Origin of the sequence: Peptococcus simiae (genome assembly GCF_046097595.1) — a bacterium.
Classification (GTDB): domain Bacteria; phylum Bacillota; class Peptococcia; order Peptococcales; family Peptococcaceae; genus Peptococcus; species Peptococcus simiae.
The window spans coordinates 63075-85118 of record NZ_JBJUVG010000003.1; the positions used below are offsets into that span (position 1 = coordinate 63075).

Consider the following 22044-nt stretch of genomic DNA (forward strand, 5'->3'; position numbering starts at 1 on the left):
CTGATATAATCCGTGTCAATCTCAAATGAGATCATTTATCAAGAGTGGTGGAGGGAACGGCCCTGTGAAACCCGGCAACAGCCTTCGGGTGATGTGCTAAATCCGACAGACGAACCGTCTGGGAGATAAGTGGAGAGAAAAAAGACAAGCCATTTCACCTCCCTGGGTGAAGTGGCTTTTTTTTCTACCGACAGATCACTCCCGGTATAAAGGAGGAACCCTTATGACAAATGATGAATTACGCCAGCTGGCCTCTGACACGCGATGCGTGCAGGCCGGCTATATCCCCGGCAACCATGATCCCCGGATCATGCCGATTATCCAATCGACGACCTACAAGTTTGATACGGCAGAAGACCTGGGCGATGCCTTTGACTTAAAGACCGATAGCCCCATGTATACCCGTTTGGGCAATCCCAGCCTGTCCTGGGTAGAGGAAAAGGTTGCTGTTTTAGAAGGCGGGGTCGCCGCCCTGTCCACCTCCAGCGGCCAAGCGGCCAACTTCTTCGCGGTGGCCAATATTGCCAAGGCCGGCGACCATGTCCTGGCCATGAGCAACCTCTACGGCGGGACCCATACCCTTTTCGCTTCCCAGCTGAAAAAGTTCGGCATTGAAGTGGAATTTGTCGACCCTAAGCGCTCCTTAGAGGAACTGACAAGCCACCTGCGGCCTGAAACCCGCTGTGTCTTTTCAGAAATGATTGGGAACCCGGCCCTGGACGTCCTGGACCTGGAAAAGGTCGCTGCCTTAGCTAAAGCCGGCGATGTTCCCCTCATTGTGGACAATACCTTCCCGTCCCCGGTCCTTTGCAATCCCTTAAAGTGGGGGGCCAACATTGTGACCCACAGTGCCACCAAGTACTTAGACGGCCACGCCACCTCTCTGGGCGGCTTCATCGTCGATGGCGGGACCTTCAACTGGAATAACGGCAAGTACCCTGAACTCACCGAACCGGACCCGGACTACCATGGCATTGTTTACACCGACCAGTTCGGCCCGGCCGCCTATGTGGCTAAGATGCGGGCCGGCCTCCTCCGGGACTTTGGGTCCACTATGAGCCCCTTTAATGCCTTCTTAATTAATGTAGGGATTGAAACCCTCCACCTGAGAATGCAGCGGCACAGTGAAAATGCCCTGGCCATTGCAGAGCACCTGGCCAAGCATCCGGATGTGGCCTGGGTCAACTACCCCGGCTTAAAGGACAGTCCCAACTATGACCTGGCCCAGAAATACCTGCCCAAGGGTCAGTCCGGTGTCGTTTCCTTTGGTCCCAAAGGCGGCGTTGAAAGAGCCCGCCAGGTCATCAACCATATCAAACTCATTACCCTGGTCACCCACGTTGGTGATCTCCACAGCCATATGATCCACCCGGCTTCCACCACCCACCGCCAGCTCAGCGACGAAGACCTGAGAAAGGGCGGCGTATCCCCGGATATGATCCGCTTTAATGTAGGGATTGAAGCCATTGAAGATATTATTGCAGATGTTGACCAGGCCCTAGCCGCCACCCGGTAAAGGCCTCATATAAACTAGAAGGAGATGCAGCTGTGCCGGTTATTATACCCAAGTCGCTTCCTGCTGCGGAAGCCCTGGCTGAAGAATACATTCAAGTTATGCATGAGTCCCGGGCCCTGCGCCAGGACATCCGTCCCTTGCGGATTGCCCTCTTAAACCTCATGCCCCTTAAAATTGTAACCGAAACGCAGTTCCTGCGTCTGATTGGGAATACCCCCCTCCAGGTCGATGTTGATCTCCTGATGGTTTCCCACCATAAGAGTAAAAACACCCCGGAAAAGCACCTGTTTAAGTTTTACAAGCGCTTTGAAGAAGTCCGGGACAAGCGCTACGATGGCCTCATCATCACCGGCGCCCCGGTGGAAATGATGCCTTTTGAATCCGTCAGCTACTGGCAGGAACTGACAGAGATCCTCGACTGGGCCAATAGCAATGTCTATTCCACCGTTTTTATTTGCTGGGCAGCCCAGGCCGCCCTCTACCATTACTACGGTATCCCAAAAGTCCTGTTGCCGGAAAAACTCTTTGGCGTCTACCGCCACCGGCTCATCCGGAACCGGGATATCACCCGGGGCTTTGATGATGAATTCGAGGCCCCCCATTCCCGGCACACCACCAACCGGCCGGCAGATATTGTCGGCGAGAAGGACCTCAAGGTCCTGGCCCAGTCCGATGAAGCAGGCGTCCTGCTCTCTTCAACCCTGGACCAAAGGCAGTACTTCATTGCCGGCCACCTGGAGTATGACCCCCTGACCCTCAAGGGCGAATACGACCGGGACCTGGCCAAGGGGATGGACAATGTTCCTCTACCGAGAAATTACTTTCCGGGAGATGACCCGGGCCTGGCCCCGGTGGTCACCTGGCGGAGCCATGCCAACCTGCTCTTTTCTAACTGGCTCAACCACATTGTCTATGCCCATACCCCCTATGATTTATCCCGCCTGCGGCCCCGTCACGGGCTAGAGCGGGAAAAGGAGTGATTTGATTGGCAGCTTCTGCTTCAGACGAGCTCATCCGCCTATATGATTTATCCAAGTCCTTTCGTCTGAAAGGCAATACCATTACCGCCCTGGAAAACATCAACCTTTCCATCCATGAGGGGGAAATATTCGGCATTATCGGTATGAGCGGGGCCGGTAAGTCCACCCTGGTCCGGTGCATTAACTTTTTAGAACGGCCTACCGCCGGTGGCGTCATCTTTGACGGCCAGGACCTGGGGACCCTATCCCCGGCGGCTCTCCGCCAGGTCCGCCGGCAGATGGGGATGATCTTTCAGCAGTTCAACCTGCTCATGCAGCGGACTGCCCTGCAAAATGTTTGCTTTCCCTTGGAAATTGCCGGCATTAGTGGCCAGGAAGCGAAAAAAAGAGGGCTGGAACTTTTAGAAATCGTTGGCCTGAGTGAACGGGCCAACGCCTACCCGGCCCAGCTATCCGGGGGGCAAAAGCAGCGGGTGGCCATTGCCCGGGCCCTGGCCTCTGACCCCAAGGTCCTCCTCTGCGATGAAGCCACCTCCGCCCTGGACCCGGAAACCACCGACGCCATCCTCAACCTCTTGAAGGACTTATCCAAGAGGATGGGGCTGACAGTCATTGTCATTACCCATGAAATGCGGGTGGTTGAAGAAATCTGCTCCCGGGTGGCCGTCATTGCCGACCACCAGATTGCAGAAGTGGGGACGGTGAAGGAGGTCTTTACCCAGCCCAAGACAGAGGCGGCCCGCCGCCTGGTCTACCGGGTAGAGGGAGACCCCATCAATTTCCAACAAACCGAAGGCACCCAGCTCCGGATTACCTTTGAAGGCGGCGATGCCTTTGAACCGATCCTGGCTGAACTCATTTTAGAAACCCGGGAACCTGTCAATATTCTCCACGCCGACACCCGGACCATTGACGGCTGTATTTACGGGCAGATGGTCATCCAGCTGCCACCCCGGTCAGATGTCTACCGGGTCAGTGAGTACCTCCGGGGTCAAGGGGTAGCTGTAGAGGAGGTGGCCGCCCATGTTTGATGCTCAATACATTCAAATGCTCTGGGACAACACCCTGATCACCATCGGGGTCACCCTGGCCACCACCCTCATTTCCTACCTGATCGGTATCCCCCTGGGCGTATTCCTGATCACCAGTGCCAGAGATGGGATCCACCCCCTGCCGGCTCTCAATTGGTTGGTCGGCGGCCTGGTGAATGTCCTCCGGTCCGTCCCCTTCCTCATTCTCTTTATCGCCATCACCCCCCTGACCCGGGCCGTGGTCCAAACCACCATTGGCCCCAAGGCCATGACCTTCGGCCTGGTCGTCAGCGCCGCCCCCTTTGTGGCCCGGCTCGTTGAACAGAGCCTCCTGGAAGTGGATGCCGGCGTCATTGAAGCGGCCCAGTCCATGGGGGCCTCCAATGGACAGATTGTCCGCAAGGTCCTCCTGGTGGAGGCTGTGCCCTCCCTGATTACCGGGTCCCTGGTGGCGGCAACAACCATCCTAGGCTATTCCGCCATGGCCGGCTTTGTCGGCGGCGGCGGCCTGGGGGACGTGGCCATCAAGTACGGTTACTACCGCTATGAAAATGTCACCATGATCATTACCGTGGTCATCCTGGTCCTCCTGGTCCAGGCCATCCAAAGTATCGGCATGCGGATTGTCAAGAAGAGCGATAAAAGAAGTAAAGAATCTGCTTAGCTCTAAACCATACCGGGTATAAAATAGAAAATTGTTTTGCAAAAAGTTGTGCAAAAATAAGGAGGAAAAAAACATGTCTTTTAAGAAAACCCTAGCCAGTTTTTTAGTTGCGGCCCTGGCCCTAGGCACCCTCGCCGCCTGCGGCGGCCAAGACCCGGCCGGCAGTGAAGCCGGCTCCGCCCCGGCTGCCTCTAGCGATGATAAGGTCATCACCATTGGCGCCACCCCGGCCCCCCACAAGGAAATCTTAGATGCCCTGGCCCCGGAATTTGAAAAAGAAGGCTACACCCTGAAAATCCAGGAATTCACCGACTACGTCCTGCCGAACAAGGCCTTAAACGACGGTGAAATCGATGCCAACTTCTTCCAACATAAGCCTTTCCTTGATGACTTCAACAAAGAAAATAAGACCGACCTCAAAGATGTCGTTTTCGTTCACTACGAACCCATGGCCATCTTCCCCGGTAAAGTCACCACTCTGGATGCCTTAAAAGAAGGCGACAAGATTGCCGTCCCCAACGATACCTCCAATGAAGCCCGGGCCCTCCTGCTGCTTCAAGAAAACGGTTTAATCACCCTGAAAGAAGGGGCCGGCCTGACCGCTACCGTGCGCGACATCCAAGACAACCCCAAGAAACTGGAAATTGTTGAAATGGAAGCTGCCCAAATCCCCCGGGCCCTGCCGGATGTGGCCCTGGCTGTCATCAATGGGAACTTCGCCATCGCTTCCGACATTGACTTCACCGGTAACCTGGCTGTAGAAGACCCCAACTCCATCGCCGCCAAGGCCTATGCCAATGTCGTAGCCGTCCGGACAGCAGATGCTGACAGCGACAAAACCAAGGTCCTGGTCAAGGTCCTAAGCTCCGATGCCGCTAAGAAACTCATCAGCGACAAGTACCAAGGCACCGTCATCCCGGTTAACACCGCCGATGTCCAAGCCTATTTTGATGAAGCCAAATAAGTGACGGCTTAAATAAAAAAAGCCTCATCCAATCCTCTGAGAGGACTGGATGGGGCTTTTTGCTCGGCTTGAAATAGGAGGAGGGGGTAGGCCAAAGCGCATTCAACCTTTAACCAGCGAGTGGTTGGACAAAAAGACCCAGCTGACCTGAGAAAGAGCTAGGTCAGCTGGGTTGTTTTATTCAAGAGTCTGGTTAGCTGCTCAGCCCGGGCGCTGGTCAACCAGGGCGGCGCTTTCCTGGACGATCCGCCGGGCTTCGGGGAGAAGCTGGAGGGCGGCTTGGGTCCGGAGGTAGGTCTGGTCCAGGGCGGCTTCGCCAAAGCGGAGCCGGTCCAGGGCATCGGCGTCTTTTAGGAGCCGCCAGACGGTGCGCTGGTTTTCGGCATCCGGGGCATGCTGGAAGGCCTTGAGGGCCAGGGCGTCGTCCCGGTCATGGAAGGCGATGGCGGCGTAGACCGGCCGGCTGAAGGGGCGGCGGTGGGCGTTGGTGTACTGGCGGTAGTAGTGGGCGGCCCGGAGGCCGTGGCCGACGTCAAAGCCATCATCCAGCCGGCGACTATCGTGAAAAACGGCGGCCAGGGCGGCGTCATGGATCCGGTCTTCGGCCAGGCCCTCTAGCCGCCCAATCATCAGGGTGAAGAGGAGGACCCGGGCGCAGTGGTGGTAGGTATGGTCCCGGCTGCCGGTCCAGCCGAACTGGACTTCTTCCCGTAAAAAACGGTAAAAAGCCCTAAATGAAGGGGCGAAAGCCTTGGGGCTTTCAGCTGTAAGGTAGTGGTCAAAGGCAGTGACAGGCGCTTGTAGTAGGATACTCATGGGTCCCCCTTCTGGTCGTATGGTCTCGTCTCTCTTTAGGATAACGTAAAGCCGGGCCGGACAAAAGGGCTTTGGGGCCTCCCATCAAACTTTTACAAGGGCCATATCTCTTATAAACCTGCCGGCGGGTGTATTTCACGCTGAGGCTAAGTGTGCTACAATATGAGGGATATGATCACATGTAAAGAGAGGTTACAAATAATGCGGAAAAATTGGCTGGTATGGGCTGAAAGAGGGGCTATAGCCCTAGTAGTCCTGGCCCTGGTTCTGTCCTCGGTGGTGGCGGTTAAACGCTTGTCCGTAGAGGCAGGAGACAAGGCTGTAAATATCATTGTAAATGAAACGGATGTCCGAACCCTGGCCAGCGGGAATAAAAAAGACCTGCCGACCATGTTGGGGATTTTAAAAGACCATGGGGTCAGCCAGGTCCTCTTTAAGGAGGAATCCCTCCGGGGCTTGGCCGATGAAGGGAAGGTTGGCATTTACCAGGGGCAGAATGTCCGGGATGCCCGAGACCCTAGCCGCCTGCCGGCTTTTACCCCCAATGATGCCATGCGGTATATTGTTATTTATGATGACGCCTGGCGGGACCAGATTAAGAGAGAGGTCCTGGCCAAGGTCCGCGGGGCCATCTTCATTGGCGGCGGGGCGACCGGTTACGATGTTATTGCTGTGCCGTCTATGATTACCCAGAATAAGCAGGAAGAAGAAATGGCTGCCGAGGCCGTCGATACCATTGGTGTCGGCTATGACCAGGCCTTTATGCAGACCGTTGCAGACCAGGCTATGGGGGTCGTGGTCCAAGTCCGGACCTGGCGGGGCAATGATGACCTGGCCTACCGGCAGCTGCGGGAAGACCTGGAAGCGGTGCCCAACCTGGTCCTGGTCTTGATGAACGACAAGGTGGTCCCGGGCTTCCCGGATGACCTGGACAAGCTCTATGCGGTACTGACGGATGACCAGGGCGTGCCTAAGGTCCCCCTGGGGATTGTTGAATTTTCCAAGCAGGCGGGCCTGGAAAAACTGGGCGTCCTCCTGGACAAAGAGGTGGTTCGGGTCCATACCATCTCCAATGCAGAGATGAGCCAGTTCCAGGGAGATACTGAAGAAGAAAGACTCCAAGGGGAGAAGCAGGCTTTGGACCGGTGGAACTTGGCCGTTCGGGAGCGGAATATGCGGGGGCTCCTGGTCCGGTTTTTTGATATTGCAGAACCGGGCTATGCCCTGGACATGAACCTCAATTACCTGGACGCCCTAGGCAAGTCCCTGGAAGACGATGGCTTTAAGCTGGGTCAGGACTATGCCGGTCTCCAGCCTATTGAAACGCCGGATTGGCAGCAGGGGCTCATTGGCCTGGGGATTGTGGGCGGTGTCTTTCTCCTCTTGCGCCGGTTGCGCTTGGAAAAGATGGCTGCCTTGGCAGCTCTGGTCCTGGCCGCCGGGTGGATTGCGGGCCTGGTGGTTGCACCGGTCCTAGCCCTTAAGGGGATGGCCTTTATCAGTGTGGTAACCTTCCCGACCCTATCCGCCCTCCTTCTCCTCAATTATGGAACAGATCGCTTTAGCCGGGCGGTTGGCCGCCTACTCTTGATGTGTGCCCTGAGCTTTGTTGGGGCGGTTCTCATGGTGGGCCTCCTGTCCTCCCAGCTTTTTATGCTCAAGCTGAGCGAGTTTGCCGGGGTTAAGCTGGCTCATGTCATCCCCCTCCTGGTAGTGCCGGCGGTCCTCTTTATCTGGGACCAGCCCGACCCCTGGGGTCGGGTCAAGGCCCTGGGTCAAAAGCTGGTCGACTACCGCTACCTGGTCCTCTTTGGGATTTTGGCAGTGGCCCTGGTCATTTATGTGAGCCGGACCGGGAACAGCTCAGCAACTATCAGTGATACGGAAATGGGCTTCCGCCAATGGCTGACGGATATCCTATCTGTCCGGCCCCGGTCCAAGGAATTCCTGATTGGATATCCCTTTACCCTGGCCTGGTTTCTCCTGGCCCGCAAGCGGGCAGGCTGGTGGCTCATGTGCATTCCGGCCTTAATTGGCCAGGTCTCCCTGGTCAACACCTACGCCCATATCCATACGCCCCTGGCTGTGAGCCTCTGGCGGAGCGGCAACGGGCTCTTAGTGGGGATTTTACTGTCAGCCCTTTTATGGGGACTTTTCCGCCTTGTCCAACGGGGTTGGGCAAGTTACCGGACGAAACAGGCGACCTTAAAAGGAGGCGGCAGATGATGCGGATTACCTTAAGCGGCTACTACGGCTTTAACAATGCCGGTGACGATGCCGTCTGTGAATCGATTATTGCGGCCCTGGCCAAGGAAATGCCGGAAGCTGACCTAACCCTCCTCTCCAATGCGCCGGCTGACAGCCGGGCCCGGTTTGGGGTCGAGGCCGTCAACCGCTGGCAGGTCCGGGGCGTTTTAGGGGCCCTTTTGAAAAGTGACCTCCTCATTTCCGGTGGAGGGAGCCTCCTCCAGGATGTGACCAGTAAGCGGGGCTTTATCTACTACCTGGCGGTCATTGCCTTAGCCCGCCTTTGCCGGGTGCCTGTCCTGGTCTACAGCCAGGGGGTCGGCCCCTTAACCGATGGCCTCAACCGCCGGCTGACCGCTGCAGTTTTAAACCGGACCCAGGCCATTACGGTTCGGGACCGGACTAGTCGGCTCCTGCTCAAGGAGATGGGGGTCCGGGTGCCGGTCCTCATTGCAGCAGACCCGGTTCTGGCCTATGAGGGGACCGGCGGCCGGCCGGTCCGAACCCTTCTGGCCCAGGCGGGTATTTATGAGGCAGACAAGCTGGTCATCTGTGCCCCCCGCCCCTGGCAGGGGGTGGACCGGGTCAAGGCCTTTTCAGAAGGCTTGGATGTCCTGGCCCGGCAGGGCTACAAGGTGGCCCTCCTGCCCATGCAGCCGGAGGCGGACATGGCCCTGTGCCAGGCCATTGCCGGGCATATGACCGAGCGGGCCTATGTCCTGGAAGGGGACTATCCTTTAAATGAACTCTTTAGTCTCATGAAAGCCGCTGACCTGGTGATTGCCATGCGGCTCCATGCCTTAATTATCGGGGCGGTTTGTGACTGTGCCCTCCTGGGCCTCCCCTACGACCCTAAGGTGACCGCCTTTATGCAGCGGGTCGGCGGTGGCGAGCTTCTTCCGTTGGAAAAAATGACCCCAAGCAGCTTAGCGGACGGGGCCCAGGCAGCCCTGGCCAAGGGGGCCTGTGCCCCTAAACGGGTGGCCACCCTCAAGGGGCTGGCCCACCTGCCGGCAGCTCTGGCAAAAAAGATTATAAAAGGCCGGCAATAGCTTGAAATAGCCTTAAAATACCTTTACAATGCCTATATGGAGATTACGATAATGGAAGTGTTGCAATGATATCAGACAGCCTTTTAATAAATATTTTATGGGTGGCGGTCGGGGCCTTTTTATTGACGGCCTTTCTGGTTCCCCTGGTCAAACTCCTGGCCCTGCGGATCGGGGCCGTTGATAAGCCCAACCAGCGGAAGGTCCATACCAGGATTATGCCGCGGATGGGGGGGCTGGCCATTTATGCTGCCTATTGGGTGGCTACCTTTATCGCCCTGCCGACCGACCGGTCCCTGGTGGTGGTCTTCCTCGGTGCAACACTGCTCGTCTTTGTAGGCATTGTCGACGACATGACTGACATGCCCGCCAAGCTCAAGCTCCTGGGCCAAGTGATTGCAGCCGGGATTGCCTGTGCCGGTGGGGTCCGGATCCAGTTTGTGACCGGCTTTATTGGGGCAGAGGTCTTTAACCTGGCCTGGCTGTCTGTGCCGGTATCCATCATCTGGATTGTGGCCATTGTCAACGCCATCAACCTCATTGACGGCCTGGATGGCCTAGCCGGTGGGGTTGCAGGCATTGCCGCCCTGAGCATGACCATTGTGGCCCTGCAAAATGGCGACCTGTCGACTGCCCTGATGGCCATTGGCCTAGCCGGTGCCTCCCTGGGCTTCTTACTCTATAACTTTCACCCGGCCTCTATCTTTATGGGGGATACCGGGAGTATGTTCCTGGGCTACATGCTTGCCATTATCTCTATCCACAGCGCCTCGAAGGGGCTGACGGTGGTTTCGGTCTTTATTCCGATTCTTATCCTGGGGGTGCCTATTTTTGATACCCTCTTCGCCATTGTCCGGCGGTCCTTGGCCGGCCAACCGATTTTTGAAGCGGACAAGGCCCACCTCCACCACTGTCTCTTGCGGATGGGTTTATCCCACCGCAACACCGTCCTGCTGATTTATGCCATCAGTGCCGGCCTATCCGGGGCGGCCTTGATTGTCAATTCTTTAACAACGGCCAAAGGATTTTTGGTCTTTGTGCTGGTTCTTCTCGGGGTCCTCTATGGCGCTCACCGCCTGGGCATCCTAGGGAAAGCATATCAAATCAACCAAAAGGAGCAGAAAAAATGAAATTGAAAAACGTTCTTATTGCTTTAGCCATTGCCGTTGTCGTTGGCCTGGCCCTAGGGAGCATTATTGCCTATACCAGCGGTGCTCTCTTTGGCCCGAAAGACCCCCTCGTGACCACCTCCTCTTCAGATGTGGAAACCTCCCTGGTCAATGCCTCTGAACTGGAAGATCAGCAAAAGAAAGAAGACCGGGCTAAGGCAGAAAAAGCCCTGTCTGACGCTGAAAAGGAAAGCAAAAAAGCTGACCAAACCAGCTCTGAAAAGAAAACCAAGACCCAAAGCACTGAAAGCGCCACTACCCAGGCTCAATCCCAGCAAGCAGCCAACACCCAGGCAGCTGCCCCCCAGCAGCAACAACAAACCCAGACGGGTGGCGGCAGCGCAACCATTAATGTCCAAGGGGCTGACCTGAACATGCGGGCCGCTGCAGATCCTTCTGCAACTATCGTCGGTAGTGTATCCAACGGGACCCAGGTTACTGTCTTAGACCGGGCCAACGGCATGGTTCACATCCAAACCGGTGACGGCCGCCAGGCTTGGGTTGCCCAAGACTATGTTAACGGCTGATTGAACCCTGATGCGATTTAACCATAATAAAACGCCTTACCCAACCGGGTAAGGCGTTTTTGATATCTCGGTCTTTAGGCCGGCAAGAGGGCCAGGAGGTCTTGGCTGCTTAGGCTGTCTTCAGCGAGCAATTGGTATTCAATGCCGGCATCCTGCCAGATAAGGATGGCATTGCGGGTTTCGGTAATGGTATCTCCGCCAAAGGCGATGTTTAGCCGGCCGGCCTTTTCTAAAGCCAGGTCTTCCTCGGTTTTTTCATAATTCACCGGCACCACCCGCTGAGTATAGTCGACCAGCTGGTATTGGATGCCCTTTTGGGTCATGACGGTATCTTCCGGATCGATTGCCAGGGGGTTCAGGGCCGGACTGGCGAAAAGATTGAGCCGGGTCCCAGCCTTGTCTTGATAACTGGCGATGAGGTCTTTGACGGTAACTTCCTTATTGCCGGCCTTATCCTGGTAGGTGCTCTCGCCAATACTGGCCTCGCGAAAGGTAAAGGGGCCCAGGGCTTCCGGTAGTTGGGGGATAAAGCCCAGGTCGGCCTTTAGGGTGTCGGCGTCGGGCAGGCTGTGGTAATCGGCGAAGATGCTGCTATGGCTGATGATGCCGCCCTCGCCGAAGACGCCGGTGGCGTATAAGCTGCCGACAGAGAGGCAGAAGATAGCTGCCGCTGCCATGCCGGTAACCAGCCGGCGTCGGCCCTTACGGGCTTTTTGCTTTCTCTCTTGGGCCGGCAGCCTGCCGGTCAAGCGGTCGGCAAAGTCAGCCGGGGGCACTTGCTTTTCAGCTGCCTCTTGAAATAGCTGGGTGAGTGCTTGGTCTTTGTAGGTGTTCATGATGTGCCTCCTTATTCGTTTGATGGGCTGGCGGCCTTGGCGGCTAGTCGGGTGGGTTATCGCTTAAGAGTAGGGCCCGTAACTTCTTCCGGGCATGGAAGAGGCGGGACTTGACCGTGGCCTGGGGAACCTGGGTCATGGCGGCGATTTCTTTAACGCTGAAACCGGCGTAGTAGTAGAGGCTGCAGGCATCCCGTTGGGCATCAGGCAATTGGCCAAGGGCTGCCTGGAGGCGGTCGCTGTCAGTCATTGCCTGGTTAGGCCTTGAGCTGGCAAAGAGGGGGTCCATATTATCCTGGGGGACCTCTGCTTGCCTTCTTTTGATGTAGTCAAGGGCGGTTCGGCGGAGGATTTGGTAAAACCAGCTGCGAAAGGCCCTTGCCTGGCGCAACTGGGGTAATTTCTGCCAACAGGTGAGGAAGGCCTCCTGCAAAATATCCTCGGCCCCATCACCGGCCCAGAGCCAGGCGGCCCGGTAGCCCTCTGCCTGGAAGTGGCGGACCAGCTCGGTAAAGGCCGCCTGGTCGCCGGCCTGGGCCTGCTTGACCCAGGGGATCCATTGCTTTGAAGAAATCATATATGTGCTCCTTTCCGGAAGGGTCTTCACTTATAAGAGGGCAAAAGGGGGCCAAAGGTTTAAAAGCGGCCTGTATAAAAAAAGCCACCAACCCGGGAAAGGGGTTGGTGGCATGGGTATAGGTGGTTTTTATTCGGTCTTGCCCTTGGCCAGTTGGGCGGCTTCAATGACCTTTTCTGCAATGCTGGCCGGCACTTCTTCATAGCGGATGAAGGTCATGGTAAAGGTGCCCCGACCCCGGGTCATGGCCCGGAGGTCAATGAGGTAGTCGAACATTTCCGCCTGGGGGGCTTCAGCAATGAGGAGCTGGGTGCCGTCAGCCTCCTGGTCCATGCCCAGGATCCGGCCTCGGCGTTTGCTCATATCGCCCATGACGTCCCCGAGGTTTTCTTCCGGAATGGAGACTTCCACCTTGCAGATGGGCTCCAGGAGGACCGGCTGGGCTTCAGCGGTCCCCTTGCGGAAGGCCAGCTGGGCGGCCAGCTTGAAGGCCATTTCGTTGGAGTCGACATCATGGTAGGACCCATCATAGAGGGTGGCCTTGACCCCGGTCATGGGGTAGCCGGCCAAGGGACCATGTTCCATGGCGTCCTTGAGGCCCTTTTCAACGGCCGGGAAAAAGTTCCGGGGGACGGCGCCGCCGAAAATTTCTTCGGCAAAGACAAAGTCCTCATCGCAGGGTTCGAAGCGGACCCAAACATCCCCGTACTGGCCGGCGCCGCCGGATTGCTTTTTGTGCTTGCCCTGGACCTCGGCCTTGGTGCGGATGGTTTCCTTGTAAGGGATGATAAAGGGGACCCGGTTGACCTTGACCCCAAAGGAATCCTCCAATCGTTCGATGACAACGTCCAACTGGGTATCGCCCAAGCCGCCGATGGTCAGCTGGTGGGTTTCCCCGTCCCGGCGGACGATAAAGCTGGGGAATTCTTCCGAGAGGCGTTGGAGGCCCTGGGCCAGCTTGTCTTCATCGTTTTTAGCAGCGGCTTCAATGGCATAGTAGATAACCGGACTGGGGAATTCGACCCGTTTGTAGACCACCGGATGGGCCTTGTCGCAGAGGGTATCCCCGGTTTCGGTGTGCTGGAGCTTGGTTACACAGCCAATATCCCCGGCCTGGAGTTCAGCAACCTCCAGCTGGTTCTTGCCCCGTAAGGCCGACACGGTACCGAATTTCTCAGTGGTATCCTTGGAGGCGTTATAAATATCGGAATCCTTGCTGACCTTACCGGAGAGGACTTTGAAGATGGACATCTTGCCCAGGAAGGGGTCAATGATGGTCTTGAAGACCACTGCGGAGAAGGGGTCAGCCGGGTCGACCCTGCGTTCTTCGCCGCTTTCATAGCGGAAGCCGATATTGGCTCGGTCATCATTGGGGGCCGGCATGTAATTGACAATCATATTTAAGAGGATGTCAATGCCGATACCCTTTTCGGCAGACCCGACCAGGAGGGGGACCGCATCCCCTTCCAGGAGGGCCGAGGTCACCCCGCGCAGGAGGTCTTCCCGGGTGAATTTTTCTCCGGCGAAGTATTTTTCCATAAGGACTTCGTCGCTTTCCGCAACGACTTCGGCGATTTCTTCATACATCCGTTCAGTGGCCTTGACCTGGTCATGGGTCAGGTCTGTTTCCAGGGGCATGCCGTCGGTGTACTTGAAGCCCTTTTGGAAGATGACGTCCGTCACCCCGACAAAGGACTCCCCTTCGCCGATGGGGACGGAAAAGGGAATAACCTTTTTACCGAAGGCTTCTTCTAACTCTTCCATAATCTTCCGGAAGCTGACGTTTTCCTCGTCAATCTTATTGACGAAGATTAGTCGGGGCAGGCCGATTTTTTCACAGTACTTCCACATCCGTTCTGTGCCGGCCTGGACCCCGCTGGTGGCATCAATGATCATGAGGGCGCTTTCAGCGGCCCGTAAGGCACTGTAGGCTTCGCCAATGAAGTCCATATGCCCCGGGGTATCGATGATGTTTATTTTCAGGTCCCGCCATTCGACAGGAATGACAGAAACGCCAATGGAAGCCCCCCGGGCCATTTCCTGTTTGGAAAAATCCGACAGGGTGTTTTTATCTGCGGTCAGGCCGATTTTCTTCGTGGCACCGGACTGGAATAACATGGCTTCAGTCAGGTTGGTTTTTCCGCTACCGGAATGGCCGACCAGGGCGAGGTTACGCACTTTCTCTGTGGGATAAACGTTCATGCAAATCTTCCTTTCTATGGGCATGGGACAGGTGGTCCGTCCTTAGGTCTACCTGACCAGTGCCTTTATCGTTCCTATTATCTAAATAGTACATTAGTTGTAAAGATTAAGAAAGTCTTTTTTTGCACAAATACGTGAATTTGGCTGATTTTTCAATAAAATACCTGTTTTCAGCGAAAAGGCCCGTCGGTTTGACAGTCGGCCGGGGATTTTTTACAATACAGCTAGAGAAGCTTATAAGGAGGATGACTATGCCAACTCATATTCCCATGATCGGTGATCCGGCACCGGTCTTTTCTGCGGAGACGACCCAGGGGACCATTTCCTTTCCGTCAGACTATACCGGTCAGTGGGTGATTTTATTTTCTCATCCCGGTGATTTTACCCCGGTTTGCAGTACAGAATTAATGGCCCTGGCCCGGATTTATGACCAGTTCGAAGCCCTGGATTGTGAGCTGATCGGCCTGTCGGTGGACTCCCTGTCTTCCCATATGGCCTGGCTGCGGACCATGGAGCAGATGCGCTGGCTTAATGGCGAAGAGGGGCAGGCCATACCCTTTCCGATTATTGCGGATATCCGGCGGGAGGTCGCTGAGGCCTACGGCATGATCCATACCAGCAATCCTGACGTGACCGTCCGGGCTACCTTTGTCATTGACCCGGCTGGGGTCATCCGGGCCATCCAGTATTATCCGGAAAGCACCGGCCGCAACATGACCGAGCTCCTTCGGCTGGTCAACGCCCTCCAGCGGGTGGACCGCCAGGGGATCAGGACGCCGGCCGACTGGCAGGTGGGGGATGACGTCATCATGGCGCCCCCGGACCAGTGCATGCTGGCAGACAAGCCGGAAAAGGAAGACCACAAAAGTCTGGCCTGGTTTCTGAACTTCACCGGTGACCAGGAGGCCTAAAGCTGGATGATTTCACAGCCCCTGCGGGGGCTCTTTTTTTATCGATTGACCGGCCCGGCTGGGGCCATGCATGAATAAAGTCATAATAGGGTATAATGAGCTAAAGCGCCGGGGCAGGCCCCGGCTATTGGCATGCTTGACGAAGAGGGAGGCAGGTTATGTCTGATCATCAATCACCATCCGGTCCCTTTCATATGGGGATGCGGATTTATAAAACGGGTCTGGCAGCACTGATTTGTCTGCTCTTCAGCCGGGGCCTGGGGGGCTACCCCTTCTTTGCTGTGATTGCGGCCCTCATCTGCATGAAACCGACCTTTGAAGATAGCCTGAAGGTTGGGCTCAACCGGGTCCTGGGGACCATTATAGGCGGTTTTGTGGGTATGGGGATCCTGGCCGGGGTCACAGCCCTGGGCCTTGACCAGGGGGACCTTGTTTACGATGTCCTGGTCGCCCTGGGGGTCATGGTCTTAATTAAGCTCATTGCCCTGATCAACCGGTCGCCGGCAACGGTGATTACCTGTGTCACCTTCTGCTCTATTTTGCTGATGCCGGTGGGCCAGGCCCCGATTGTCCAGTACTCTCTCATGCGAATCCTGGACACCCTTCTGGGGGTCTTTGTGGCCCTGCTCATCAATGAGCTCCTGCCCAAGTACCGGCTCAGTGCCCAAGAGGCCGCTGACCTGGAAACCAAGCTGGAGGCCCAGATTGAGGCCCGGGTCACAGAAACCATGGATGAAACCATGGCCGATGACCTGCGGCGGGCCGAGGCCGGTCAAGAGCGGGATAAGCCGGATAAAGGCCAATAAAGAAGAACCGTTTGCCTACTGGCAGACGGTTCTTCTTTTTATGATGATTGGCGGGGCCCCAGGTCAAAGAGGTCACGCAGGTCCTCAGGGGTCAGGCTGGAGAGGAGGCCCTTGCTTTCGCCGACAATTTGGTCAGAGAGGCTGGACTTCTTCTCCTTTAAGGCCATGATTTTTTCTTCAATGGTGTGCTTGCAGATGAGCCGGATGACATGGACGGTCCGCTTCTGGCCAATCCGGTGGGTCCGGTCTGTGGCTTGGTCTTCCACGCTTTGGTTCCACCAGGGGTCAAAGTGGATGACCGTATCGGCGGCGGTCAGGTTGAGGCCGGTGCCCCCGGCCTTCAGGCTAATCAGAAAGACCGGGACGGTTCCACCCTGGAAGCGGCGGATGAGGTCCATTCGTTCATCGGCCTTGGTTTGGCCGGTGAGGATCAGGTGGTCAATGCCATGGCGGTCCAGGGCCTCGCTGATGAGGTCAATCATAGAGGTGAACTGACTAAAGAGGATCATCCGGTGGCCGTTTTGCTGGCGCTCCATGATGGTCTCCACCGCTAATTTGAGCTTGGAGGAAGGCTGGTCAAAGCTGGGCAGGAAGAGCCTGGGCGAGCAGCAGACCTGGCGGAGCCGCATGAGGAGGGCCAGGATTTTAATCCGGTTCTGGGGCAGGCCCTCATTGGCCAGGGCCTGGATGACTGTTTCCTTGGACAGGGCCAGCTGGCTGTCGTAAATCCGCCTTTCCTCGTGGCTGAGCTCGGTGTAGAGGGTGGTTTCGATTTTTTCCGGGAGCTCGGTGAGGACATCGCTCTTGACCCGCCGTAAGAGGAAGGGGGCCATGAGAAGGCGGAGCCGGTAGAGCCGGCTTTCATCTTCGTAGCGGCTGATGGGGATGTCATAGACATGGCGGAACTGCCGCCAGCTCAAGAGGTAGCCGGGCATGCAGAAGTCCATAATACTCCACAGGTCGGCCAGGGCATTTTCCATGGGCGTGCCGGTCAGGGCAAAGCGGTGGCGGGCCGGCAGGCTTTTGAGGCTCTTGGCGTTCTGGGTGTAGCTATTTTTAATAAACTGGGCCTCATCGGCAAAGATGGTGTCAAAGGTGAAGTGGCTGTAGAGGGGGTGGTCTCGCCTTAAGGTGGCATAGCTGGTGACCAGGACCGACCCGACCGGCGCCGCCTGGATGGCCTCCCGCCGTTCATCGGCGTTACCGGTGATGATCCGGTAGGGGAGGCTGGGGGCAAACCGGGCCAGTTCATCTTCCCAGTTGTAAATCAGGGAGGTGGGTACCACAATCAGGGCCGTGGCTTCCGGGTCCTGGCTCTTCCGGTAAAGGAGGTAGGCAATGGCCTGGATGGTCTTGCCCAGGCCCATGTCATCAGCTAAAATCCCGCCCATGCCCAGCCGGGACAGGCCCACCAGCCAGCGGTAGCCCTGGACCTGGTAGGGCCGGAGGACGGCCTGGAGGCTTTCCGGCGGGGCGATGGGCTCTTCTGTCAGGTGCATGAGCCGGTCGGCCAGGGTCCGGAGGTCATCGGACAGGTGGAGGTTCAGGGGGCTTTCATCGACCAGGGCCTGGAGGCGGACGGCCCGGTAAGTGGGCAGTTCGATGGGGTCCGGCTCCGTTAAGTCTTCCGGGTCCAGGTCCAGGTCATTCAGGAGCTGGTCCAGCTCGGCCACAGCCGGGTTGACCAGGTTGATGAATTGGCCGTTTTTCAAACGGATGTAGCGGCGACCGTGCCGGTAGGCCTTTAAGAGGTCGGCCAGGGCCGGAATATCTACCTCGCTATCGTCAAAGGAAAGCTCAATGGTCCCATGGTTGATGCTGGAACTCATCTGGGGGATGACCGGGTTCTTCGGCCGGATTCGGCGGAGCCTTTCTTCGATATCAACGGTGGCCAGGGCCATGAGTTGGGGCAGGCCCTCCAGAAGGAAGGTGTAAAGGGCCTCCTCGCCGACCAGGAGGAGCTCATCTTCGTTGACCGAAAACCGGTAGGCCCGGAGGAGGGCAAAGAGCTCTTCTTCGGCAACCAAGTCCCGTAAGGCCTCATTTTCGCCCTGGGCCGCCAGGGGGTTAAAGCTGATGTTCCCGTAGCGGAAGGTCAGGAGGCCGGACAGGCAGTCCTCAGCCGGGTAGGAAATAAGAATATGGGCGTGCAGGGGCTTTTGGGCAAAGCGCTGGCGGAGGGCCTGGGAAAGCTCCACCTGGAGGAGGCCGGCCAGGGGGGTCAGGGCATTGGCACAAAAGGCGGCGGCCTCTTCCTCGGTGAGGATGAGGGTCTTGGCCTCGTGGCCATCCAGAAAGTCATAAAGGGGCATGACATAGCGGTTGTAAACCGCTGACGGCCGGACGATGCTTTCCTTGGTCATGAGGTAGCGGTAGCGGCCACCGGGCTTTAAGGGGGTGTAGCTGGCATCCAGGCTCAGCTGGTAGCGGCCATCCAGCCGCTGGCGGAGGGAGAGGGTGTCCTTGGGGTCGGCATAGGTCAGGGTTCGGGTGCTGCTGGCCTTGCCGTTGGCCTGGACGTCAACCCTGGGGTCCTCACTTTGGGCGATAAAGTCAAAGAATCGGTCAAACTGTTCCGGGGTTAGATACAAATAGCGTTTGACCGGCGGGGTCCCGCCGGCTTCCCGGTAGAGGGCCAGGCTGGTCATTAAGAGGTCGATATAAAACTGGGCCCCTTCTGAGAAGTAGCGCCTGTCATGGACCACTTCCAGGTACTTCCCATACCGGAAGACTTCTTTCTTGGCCAAACGGTCTACAAAATCAGTCAGGTTTTTTATGATATAATGGCTTTCATCTCTGGCTATGCGAAAGGTGAGGGCAAAGCGGGCGGTATACGGATCAAAGTCAAGGGTAGGTAATAGTTGGAGGGGGCTTTCTCTGGATAGGGATAGGTCGGCCTCGTAGGCCGCCAAAAGCTGGTCGGCATCTAGCTGCCGCTTTTCTTCATCAACAGTTACCTGGGCCATGTTGAGGGCGTCAAAGGTGGCCCTGAGGAGGGCCACCTGGTGCCGGCAGAAACCGGTCGCTTCCGCAGTCCGATAGATTTCACAGGTACAGTAGGTTTCCGGGGCGGCCCCTTCAATAATGGCCAAGCGGGGGCGTTCACCGTTGACGGTGCCGTCGGCAATGATGGCCCTTTCGAGGGTATCCGGGTCAAACCGGTCCTCCCAGTGGAGGTCCTGGACCCCACCGGTCAAGTGGGCGGCAATCCCGGCAGACATTTCATCGGTATTGATGACGTATTCGGTAATCAGGTCCCTTAAACTCATTTCGACTCCTTTCTTCCACATCTTTATCAGATGATTATACCACGTTTGTGGAAAAAATGTCAGCGGGGGCAAACTTTTATATAGCCGACATCTTCTTAACAAAGCCTAGATGGAACCGTAACTTTTCACACACGAAAGGCCCGTCGGGGACGGGTATACTATATACAGGAGGCAAGACATGCACTACATATCCTTGGCGTCGTCCAGCAAGGGCAACGCCGCTTATTTGGCAACAGCCGCCGGTGCCTGGCTCATTGACTGTGGCATATCCATGCGGCGGATGGGGCAACTCTTAGCCGGCTGGGGCGAGTCCCTAGACCGGGTCCGGGGGATCTTTCTTAGCCATGAACACCGGGACCACATCGCCGGCCTGGGCCCCCTGCTCAGACGCTACCCCGTCCCCTGTTACGCCACGGAAGGCACCTGGGCCGCCCTCTTGGCCGGCCAGGGTCTGGGGACCTTTGACCGGGGCCTGGTCCATATTTTGCCGGAGGGAGCGCAGACTATTGAGGACCTGTCAGTCACGCCCCTGGGCCTGTCCCATGATGCCGCCCAGCCCATTGGCTTCAGCTTTGCAGCCGAGGGCGTCCGGCTAACCCAGGTCACCGATACCGGCCGGACCAGCAGCGACATGGCTCGCTACCTGGCGGCCAGCGACATGGTGGTCCTGGAGGCCAACCATGATGTCGACCTGCTCAAGACCGGTCCCTATCCCTTTTATTTGAAAGAGCGGATCTTGAGCCCCTATGGCCACCTGTCCAACGCGACAGCGGCCCGCCTCCTGGCAGACCACCTGGATGACCGTACCCGGTTGGTGGTCTTAGCCCATTTAAGTGAGAAGAACAACCGACCTGAACTCGCAAGGAAGACTGTTGTAGACGCCCTCGCGGCCCGTGCTGACCGCCTGCCGATTCTGGTGGCCGGCCATGACCCGGTGGATGTCCACATATGAACCATTAAGGAGGCATTTGATGTTTGAGGATAAGAATAACCCCTTTAACCCGGCCAACCGGCCCTCTGACGGCCAGGAAGGACCGGACCAGCCGACCATAGATGTGACCGGCCGGCCTACTGACGCGGACCAGGACCCAGTAACTGACCGGGTCCTTCCCCGGACCCATGTCCGGGTCAATGACCAGCGGCAGAGGCCCCGGACGGAAAAGCCGAAAAAAAATACCGGCATGACCCGCTTTATTGCCACCGTCCTCATCGCCCTGATTGCCGGTGGGGTAGGGGGCTGGGCCGGCAATGCCCTCTTTAACCACCAGGCCCAGACCGGCGGCACCATCCTAGCCGGGCCCAAGGCAACGGCCACCAAGACCGTCAGCAGCACAGGAACCTTCAGCGTGGCCGATATCGCTGAAAAGGTGGTCCCGGCTGTGGTAGGGGTCAATAACTTTGGCAAGCAGACCACCATCTTTGGCCAAACCGGGGAAATGAACCAGGCCTCCGGCAGTGGGGTCATCATCCGGGAAGACGGGACCATGGTCACCAACTACCACGTCATCAGCGGGTCCACCCGGCTGACCGTGACCCTGGCCGATGGGAGCACGAAAAATGCCAAGGTCATCGGCTATGACCAGGAAAGTGACCTGGCCGTTTTAGATATTGAAGGCAGCGGTTATCCGACCGTCAATATCGGCGATTCCGATGCCCTGCGGGTTGGCCAACTGGCCGTCGCCGTCGGCAACCCCCTGGGCCAGACCTTCTCCCAAACCGTTACCGATGGGATCATCAGCGGGATCAACCGGGAAATTCAGATGGGCAACCAAACCTATAACCTCCTCCAGACCAACTGCGCTATTAACCAGGGCAACTCCGGTGGCGCCCTCGTCGATGGCCAGGGCAAGCTCATTGGGATCAACAGCGTCAAGGTCCAGGCAGAGGGGGTCGAGGGCCTGGGCTTCGCCATCCCGGTCAATAATGTCATGCGGATTGTCGATAAAATCGAAAAGGGCGAATCCCCTTCCGCCCAACCCTTCGTGGGGATTTCCGGCTATAGCCTGACCGCAGAAATGGCCGCCCAGCTCAATATTGACCAGGAAAGTGGCCTCCTGGTCGTCCAGACCGTTGAAGGGAGCCCTGCTGACCAGGCCGGGATCCTGCCCGGGGATATCATCACCGGGGTAGACGGGAAGACCCTCAAGGGCTACGAGGACCTACAAGCTATCTTAAAAAATCATAAGGCTGGCGATACCCTGACCCTGGACGTCATGCGACGGAACAAGCAGGGTCAGGCAAAAATTACCCTAGGTGAGCAAACCGGCGTACCGGCTTAAAGGTATAAAGAAGGACCCCGCACATGTGTGCGGGGTTTTTTAGCAGGAGTAATTGAACCTATAGGTAGCCTTCATAGGCTAGGGTATGACGGAGGTGTAAAAATAGTATATAATGAGAAGGACAGCATAAAAAGAATACCCCTCAGGCCATCTGAGGGATCAACAATCCATCAAGAAAAATGGTATAATTAATGACCATGG

General features: G+C 57.0%; 18 protein-coding genes and 1 riboswitch. Of the genes, 13 read left to right on the top strand and 5 right to left on the bottom strand.

What is annotated here, in order from left to right; all coding sequences use genetic code 11:
- The first annotated feature begins 32 nt into the window (after window positions 1–32).
- Window positions 33–132, top strand: a riboswitch (SAM riboswitch).
- A gap of 91 nt (window positions 133–223) precedes the next feature.
- From ACKQTC_RS03350 to ACKQTC_RS03370, 5 genes are all read left to right on the top strand, one after another.
- Window positions 224–1516, top strand: coding sequence for an O-acetylhomoserine aminocarboxypropyltransferase/cysteine synthase family protein (locus ACKQTC_RS03350; RefSeq protein ID WP_408977013.1), 1293 nt, complete (start codon window positions 224–226; stop codon window positions 1514–1516).
- 32 nt (window positions 1517–1548) lie between these two features.
- Window positions 1549–2496 carry a homoserine O-succinyltransferase gene (locus ACKQTC_RS03355; protein ID WP_408977014.1) on the top strand — a complete coding sequence of 316 codons (948 nt, stop codon included), beginning with the start codon at window positions 1549–1551 and terminating at the stop codon, window positions 2494–2496.
- A 5-nt stretch (window positions 2497–2501) separates the two neighbouring features.
- Window positions 2502–3527 carry a methionine ABC transporter ATP-binding protein gene (locus ACKQTC_RS03360; RefSeq protein WP_408977015.1) on the top strand — a complete coding sequence of 342 codons (1026 nt, stop codon included), beginning with the start codon at window positions 2502–2504 and terminating at the stop codon, window positions 3525–3527.
- Window positions 3520–4191, top strand: a complete 672-nt coding sequence (locus ACKQTC_RS03365; RefSeq protein ID WP_408977016.1) for a methionine ABC transporter permease — start codon at window positions 3520–3522, stop codon at window positions 4189–4191. The genes ACKQTC_RS03360 and ACKQTC_RS03365 overlap by 8 nt, the downstream gene beginning before the upstream one ends.
- 73 nt (window positions 4192–4264) lie before the next feature.
- Window positions 4265–5155 carry a MetQ/NlpA family ABC transporter substrate-binding protein gene (locus ACKQTC_RS03370; RefSeq protein WP_408977017.1) on the top strand — a complete coding sequence of 297 codons (891 nt, stop codon included), beginning with the start codon at window positions 4265–4267 and terminating at the stop codon, window positions 5153–5155.
- Between the two features lie 201 nt (window positions 5156–5356).
- On the opposite strand, the gene ACKQTC_RS03375 is transcribed toward ACKQTC_RS03370, so the two are convergent.
- Window positions 5357–5971: an HD domain-containing protein gene (locus ACKQTC_RS03375; RefSeq protein WP_408977018.1), complete on the bottom strand. Its 615-nt coding sequence runs from the start codon at window positions 5969–5971 to the stop codon at window positions 5357–5359.
- 201 nt (window positions 5972–6172) lie between these two features.
- On the opposite strand from ACKQTC_RS03375, the gene ACKQTC_RS03380 reads away from it, so the two are divergent.
- The 4 genes from ACKQTC_RS03380 to ACKQTC_RS03395 all read left to right on the top strand — a co-directional run bounded on the left by ACKQTC_RS03380 (window position 6173) and on the right by ACKQTC_RS03395 (window position 10963).
- A complete protein-coding gene (locus ACKQTC_RS03380; protein WP_408977019.1) occupies window positions 6173–8197 on the top strand; it encodes a DUF5693 family protein in 2025 nt (674 codons plus the stop codon).
- Window positions 8194–9270 (top strand): polysaccharide pyruvyl transferase CsaB, encoded by a 1077-nt coding sequence (csaB, locus tag ACKQTC_RS03385; RefSeq protein ID WP_408977020.1) that lies wholly within the window; start codon window positions 8194–8196, stop codon window positions 9268–9270. Before ACKQTC_RS03380 ends, csaB begins: the two co-directional genes overlap by 4 nt.
- 122 nt (window positions 9271–9392) lie before the next feature.
- Entirely contained in the window at window positions 9393–10397 is a 1005-nt protein-coding gene (locus tag ACKQTC_RS03390; protein ID WP_408977021.1) for an MraY family glycosyltransferase, read from the top strand.
- On the top strand, window positions 10394–10963 hold the full coding sequence (locus ACKQTC_RS03395; protein ID WP_408977022.1) for an SH3 domain-containing protein: 570 nt from the start codon (window positions 10394–10396) through the stop codon (window positions 10961–10963). Before ACKQTC_RS03390 ends, ACKQTC_RS03395 begins: the two co-directional genes overlap by 4 nt.
- A 74-nt stretch (window positions 10964–11037) precedes the next feature.
- On the opposite strand, the gene ACKQTC_RS03400 is transcribed toward ACKQTC_RS03395, so the two are convergent.
- From ACKQTC_RS03400 to fusA, 3 genes are all read right to left on the bottom strand, one after another.
- Window positions 11038–11799: a hypothetical protein gene (locus ACKQTC_RS03400; protein ID WP_408977023.1), complete on the bottom strand. Its 762-nt coding sequence runs from the start codon at window positions 11797–11799 to the stop codon at window positions 11038–11040.
- 43 nt (window positions 11800–11842) lie between these two features.
- The gene (locus ACKQTC_RS03405) at window positions 11843–12376 is read right to left on the bottom strand and encodes an RNA polymerase sigma factor (protein WP_408977024.1); all 534 of its coding nucleotides are present in this window, start codon (window positions 12374–12376) and stop codon (window positions 11843–11845) included.
- A 129-nt stretch (window positions 12377–12505) separates the two neighbouring features.
- Complete coding sequence (gene fusA, locus ACKQTC_RS03410; protein WP_408977025.1) at window positions 12506–14578, bottom strand: elongation factor G; 2073 nt, start codon at window positions 14576–14578, stop codon at window positions 12506–12508.
- Between the two features lie 251 nt (window positions 14579–14829).
- Here fusA and ACKQTC_RS03415 point away from each other — a divergent pair, with 251 nt between their 5' ends.
- Together ACKQTC_RS03415 and ACKQTC_RS03420 are read left to right on the top strand one after the other, a co-directional pair.
- The gene (locus ACKQTC_RS03415; protein ID WP_408977026.1) at window positions 14830–15489 is read left to right on the top strand and encodes a peroxiredoxin; all 660 of its coding nucleotides are present in this window, start codon (window positions 14830–14832) and stop codon (window positions 15487–15489) included.
- A 158-nt stretch (window positions 15490–15647) separates the two neighbouring features.
- On the top strand, window positions 15648–16295 hold the full coding sequence (locus ACKQTC_RS03420; protein ID WP_408977027.1) for an FUSC family protein: 648 nt from the start codon (window positions 15648–15650) through the stop codon (window positions 16293–16295).
- A 38-nt stretch (window positions 16296–16333) separates the two neighbouring features.
- Here ACKQTC_RS03420 and ACKQTC_RS03425 read toward each other — a convergent pair whose 3' ends face one another.
- A complete protein-coding gene (locus tag ACKQTC_RS03425) occupies window positions 16334–19564 on the bottom strand; it encodes a DEAD/DEAH box helicase (protein WP_408977028.1) in 3231 nt (1076 codons plus the stop codon).
- A gap of 178 nt (window positions 19565–19742) precedes the next feature.
- On the opposite strand from ACKQTC_RS03425, the gene ACKQTC_RS03430 reads away from it, so the two are divergent.
- Window positions 19743–20516, top strand: a complete 774-nt coding sequence (locus tag ACKQTC_RS03430; protein ID WP_408977029.1) for an MBL fold metallo-hydrolase — start codon at window positions 19743–19745, stop codon at window positions 20514–20516.
- Between the two features lie 19 nt (window positions 20517–20535).
- Complete coding sequence (locus tag ACKQTC_RS03435) at window positions 20536–21843, top strand: S1C family serine protease (RefSeq protein WP_408977030.1); 1308 nt, start codon at window positions 20536–20538, stop codon at window positions 21841–21843.
- Window positions 21844–22044 lie beyond the last annotated feature (201 nt).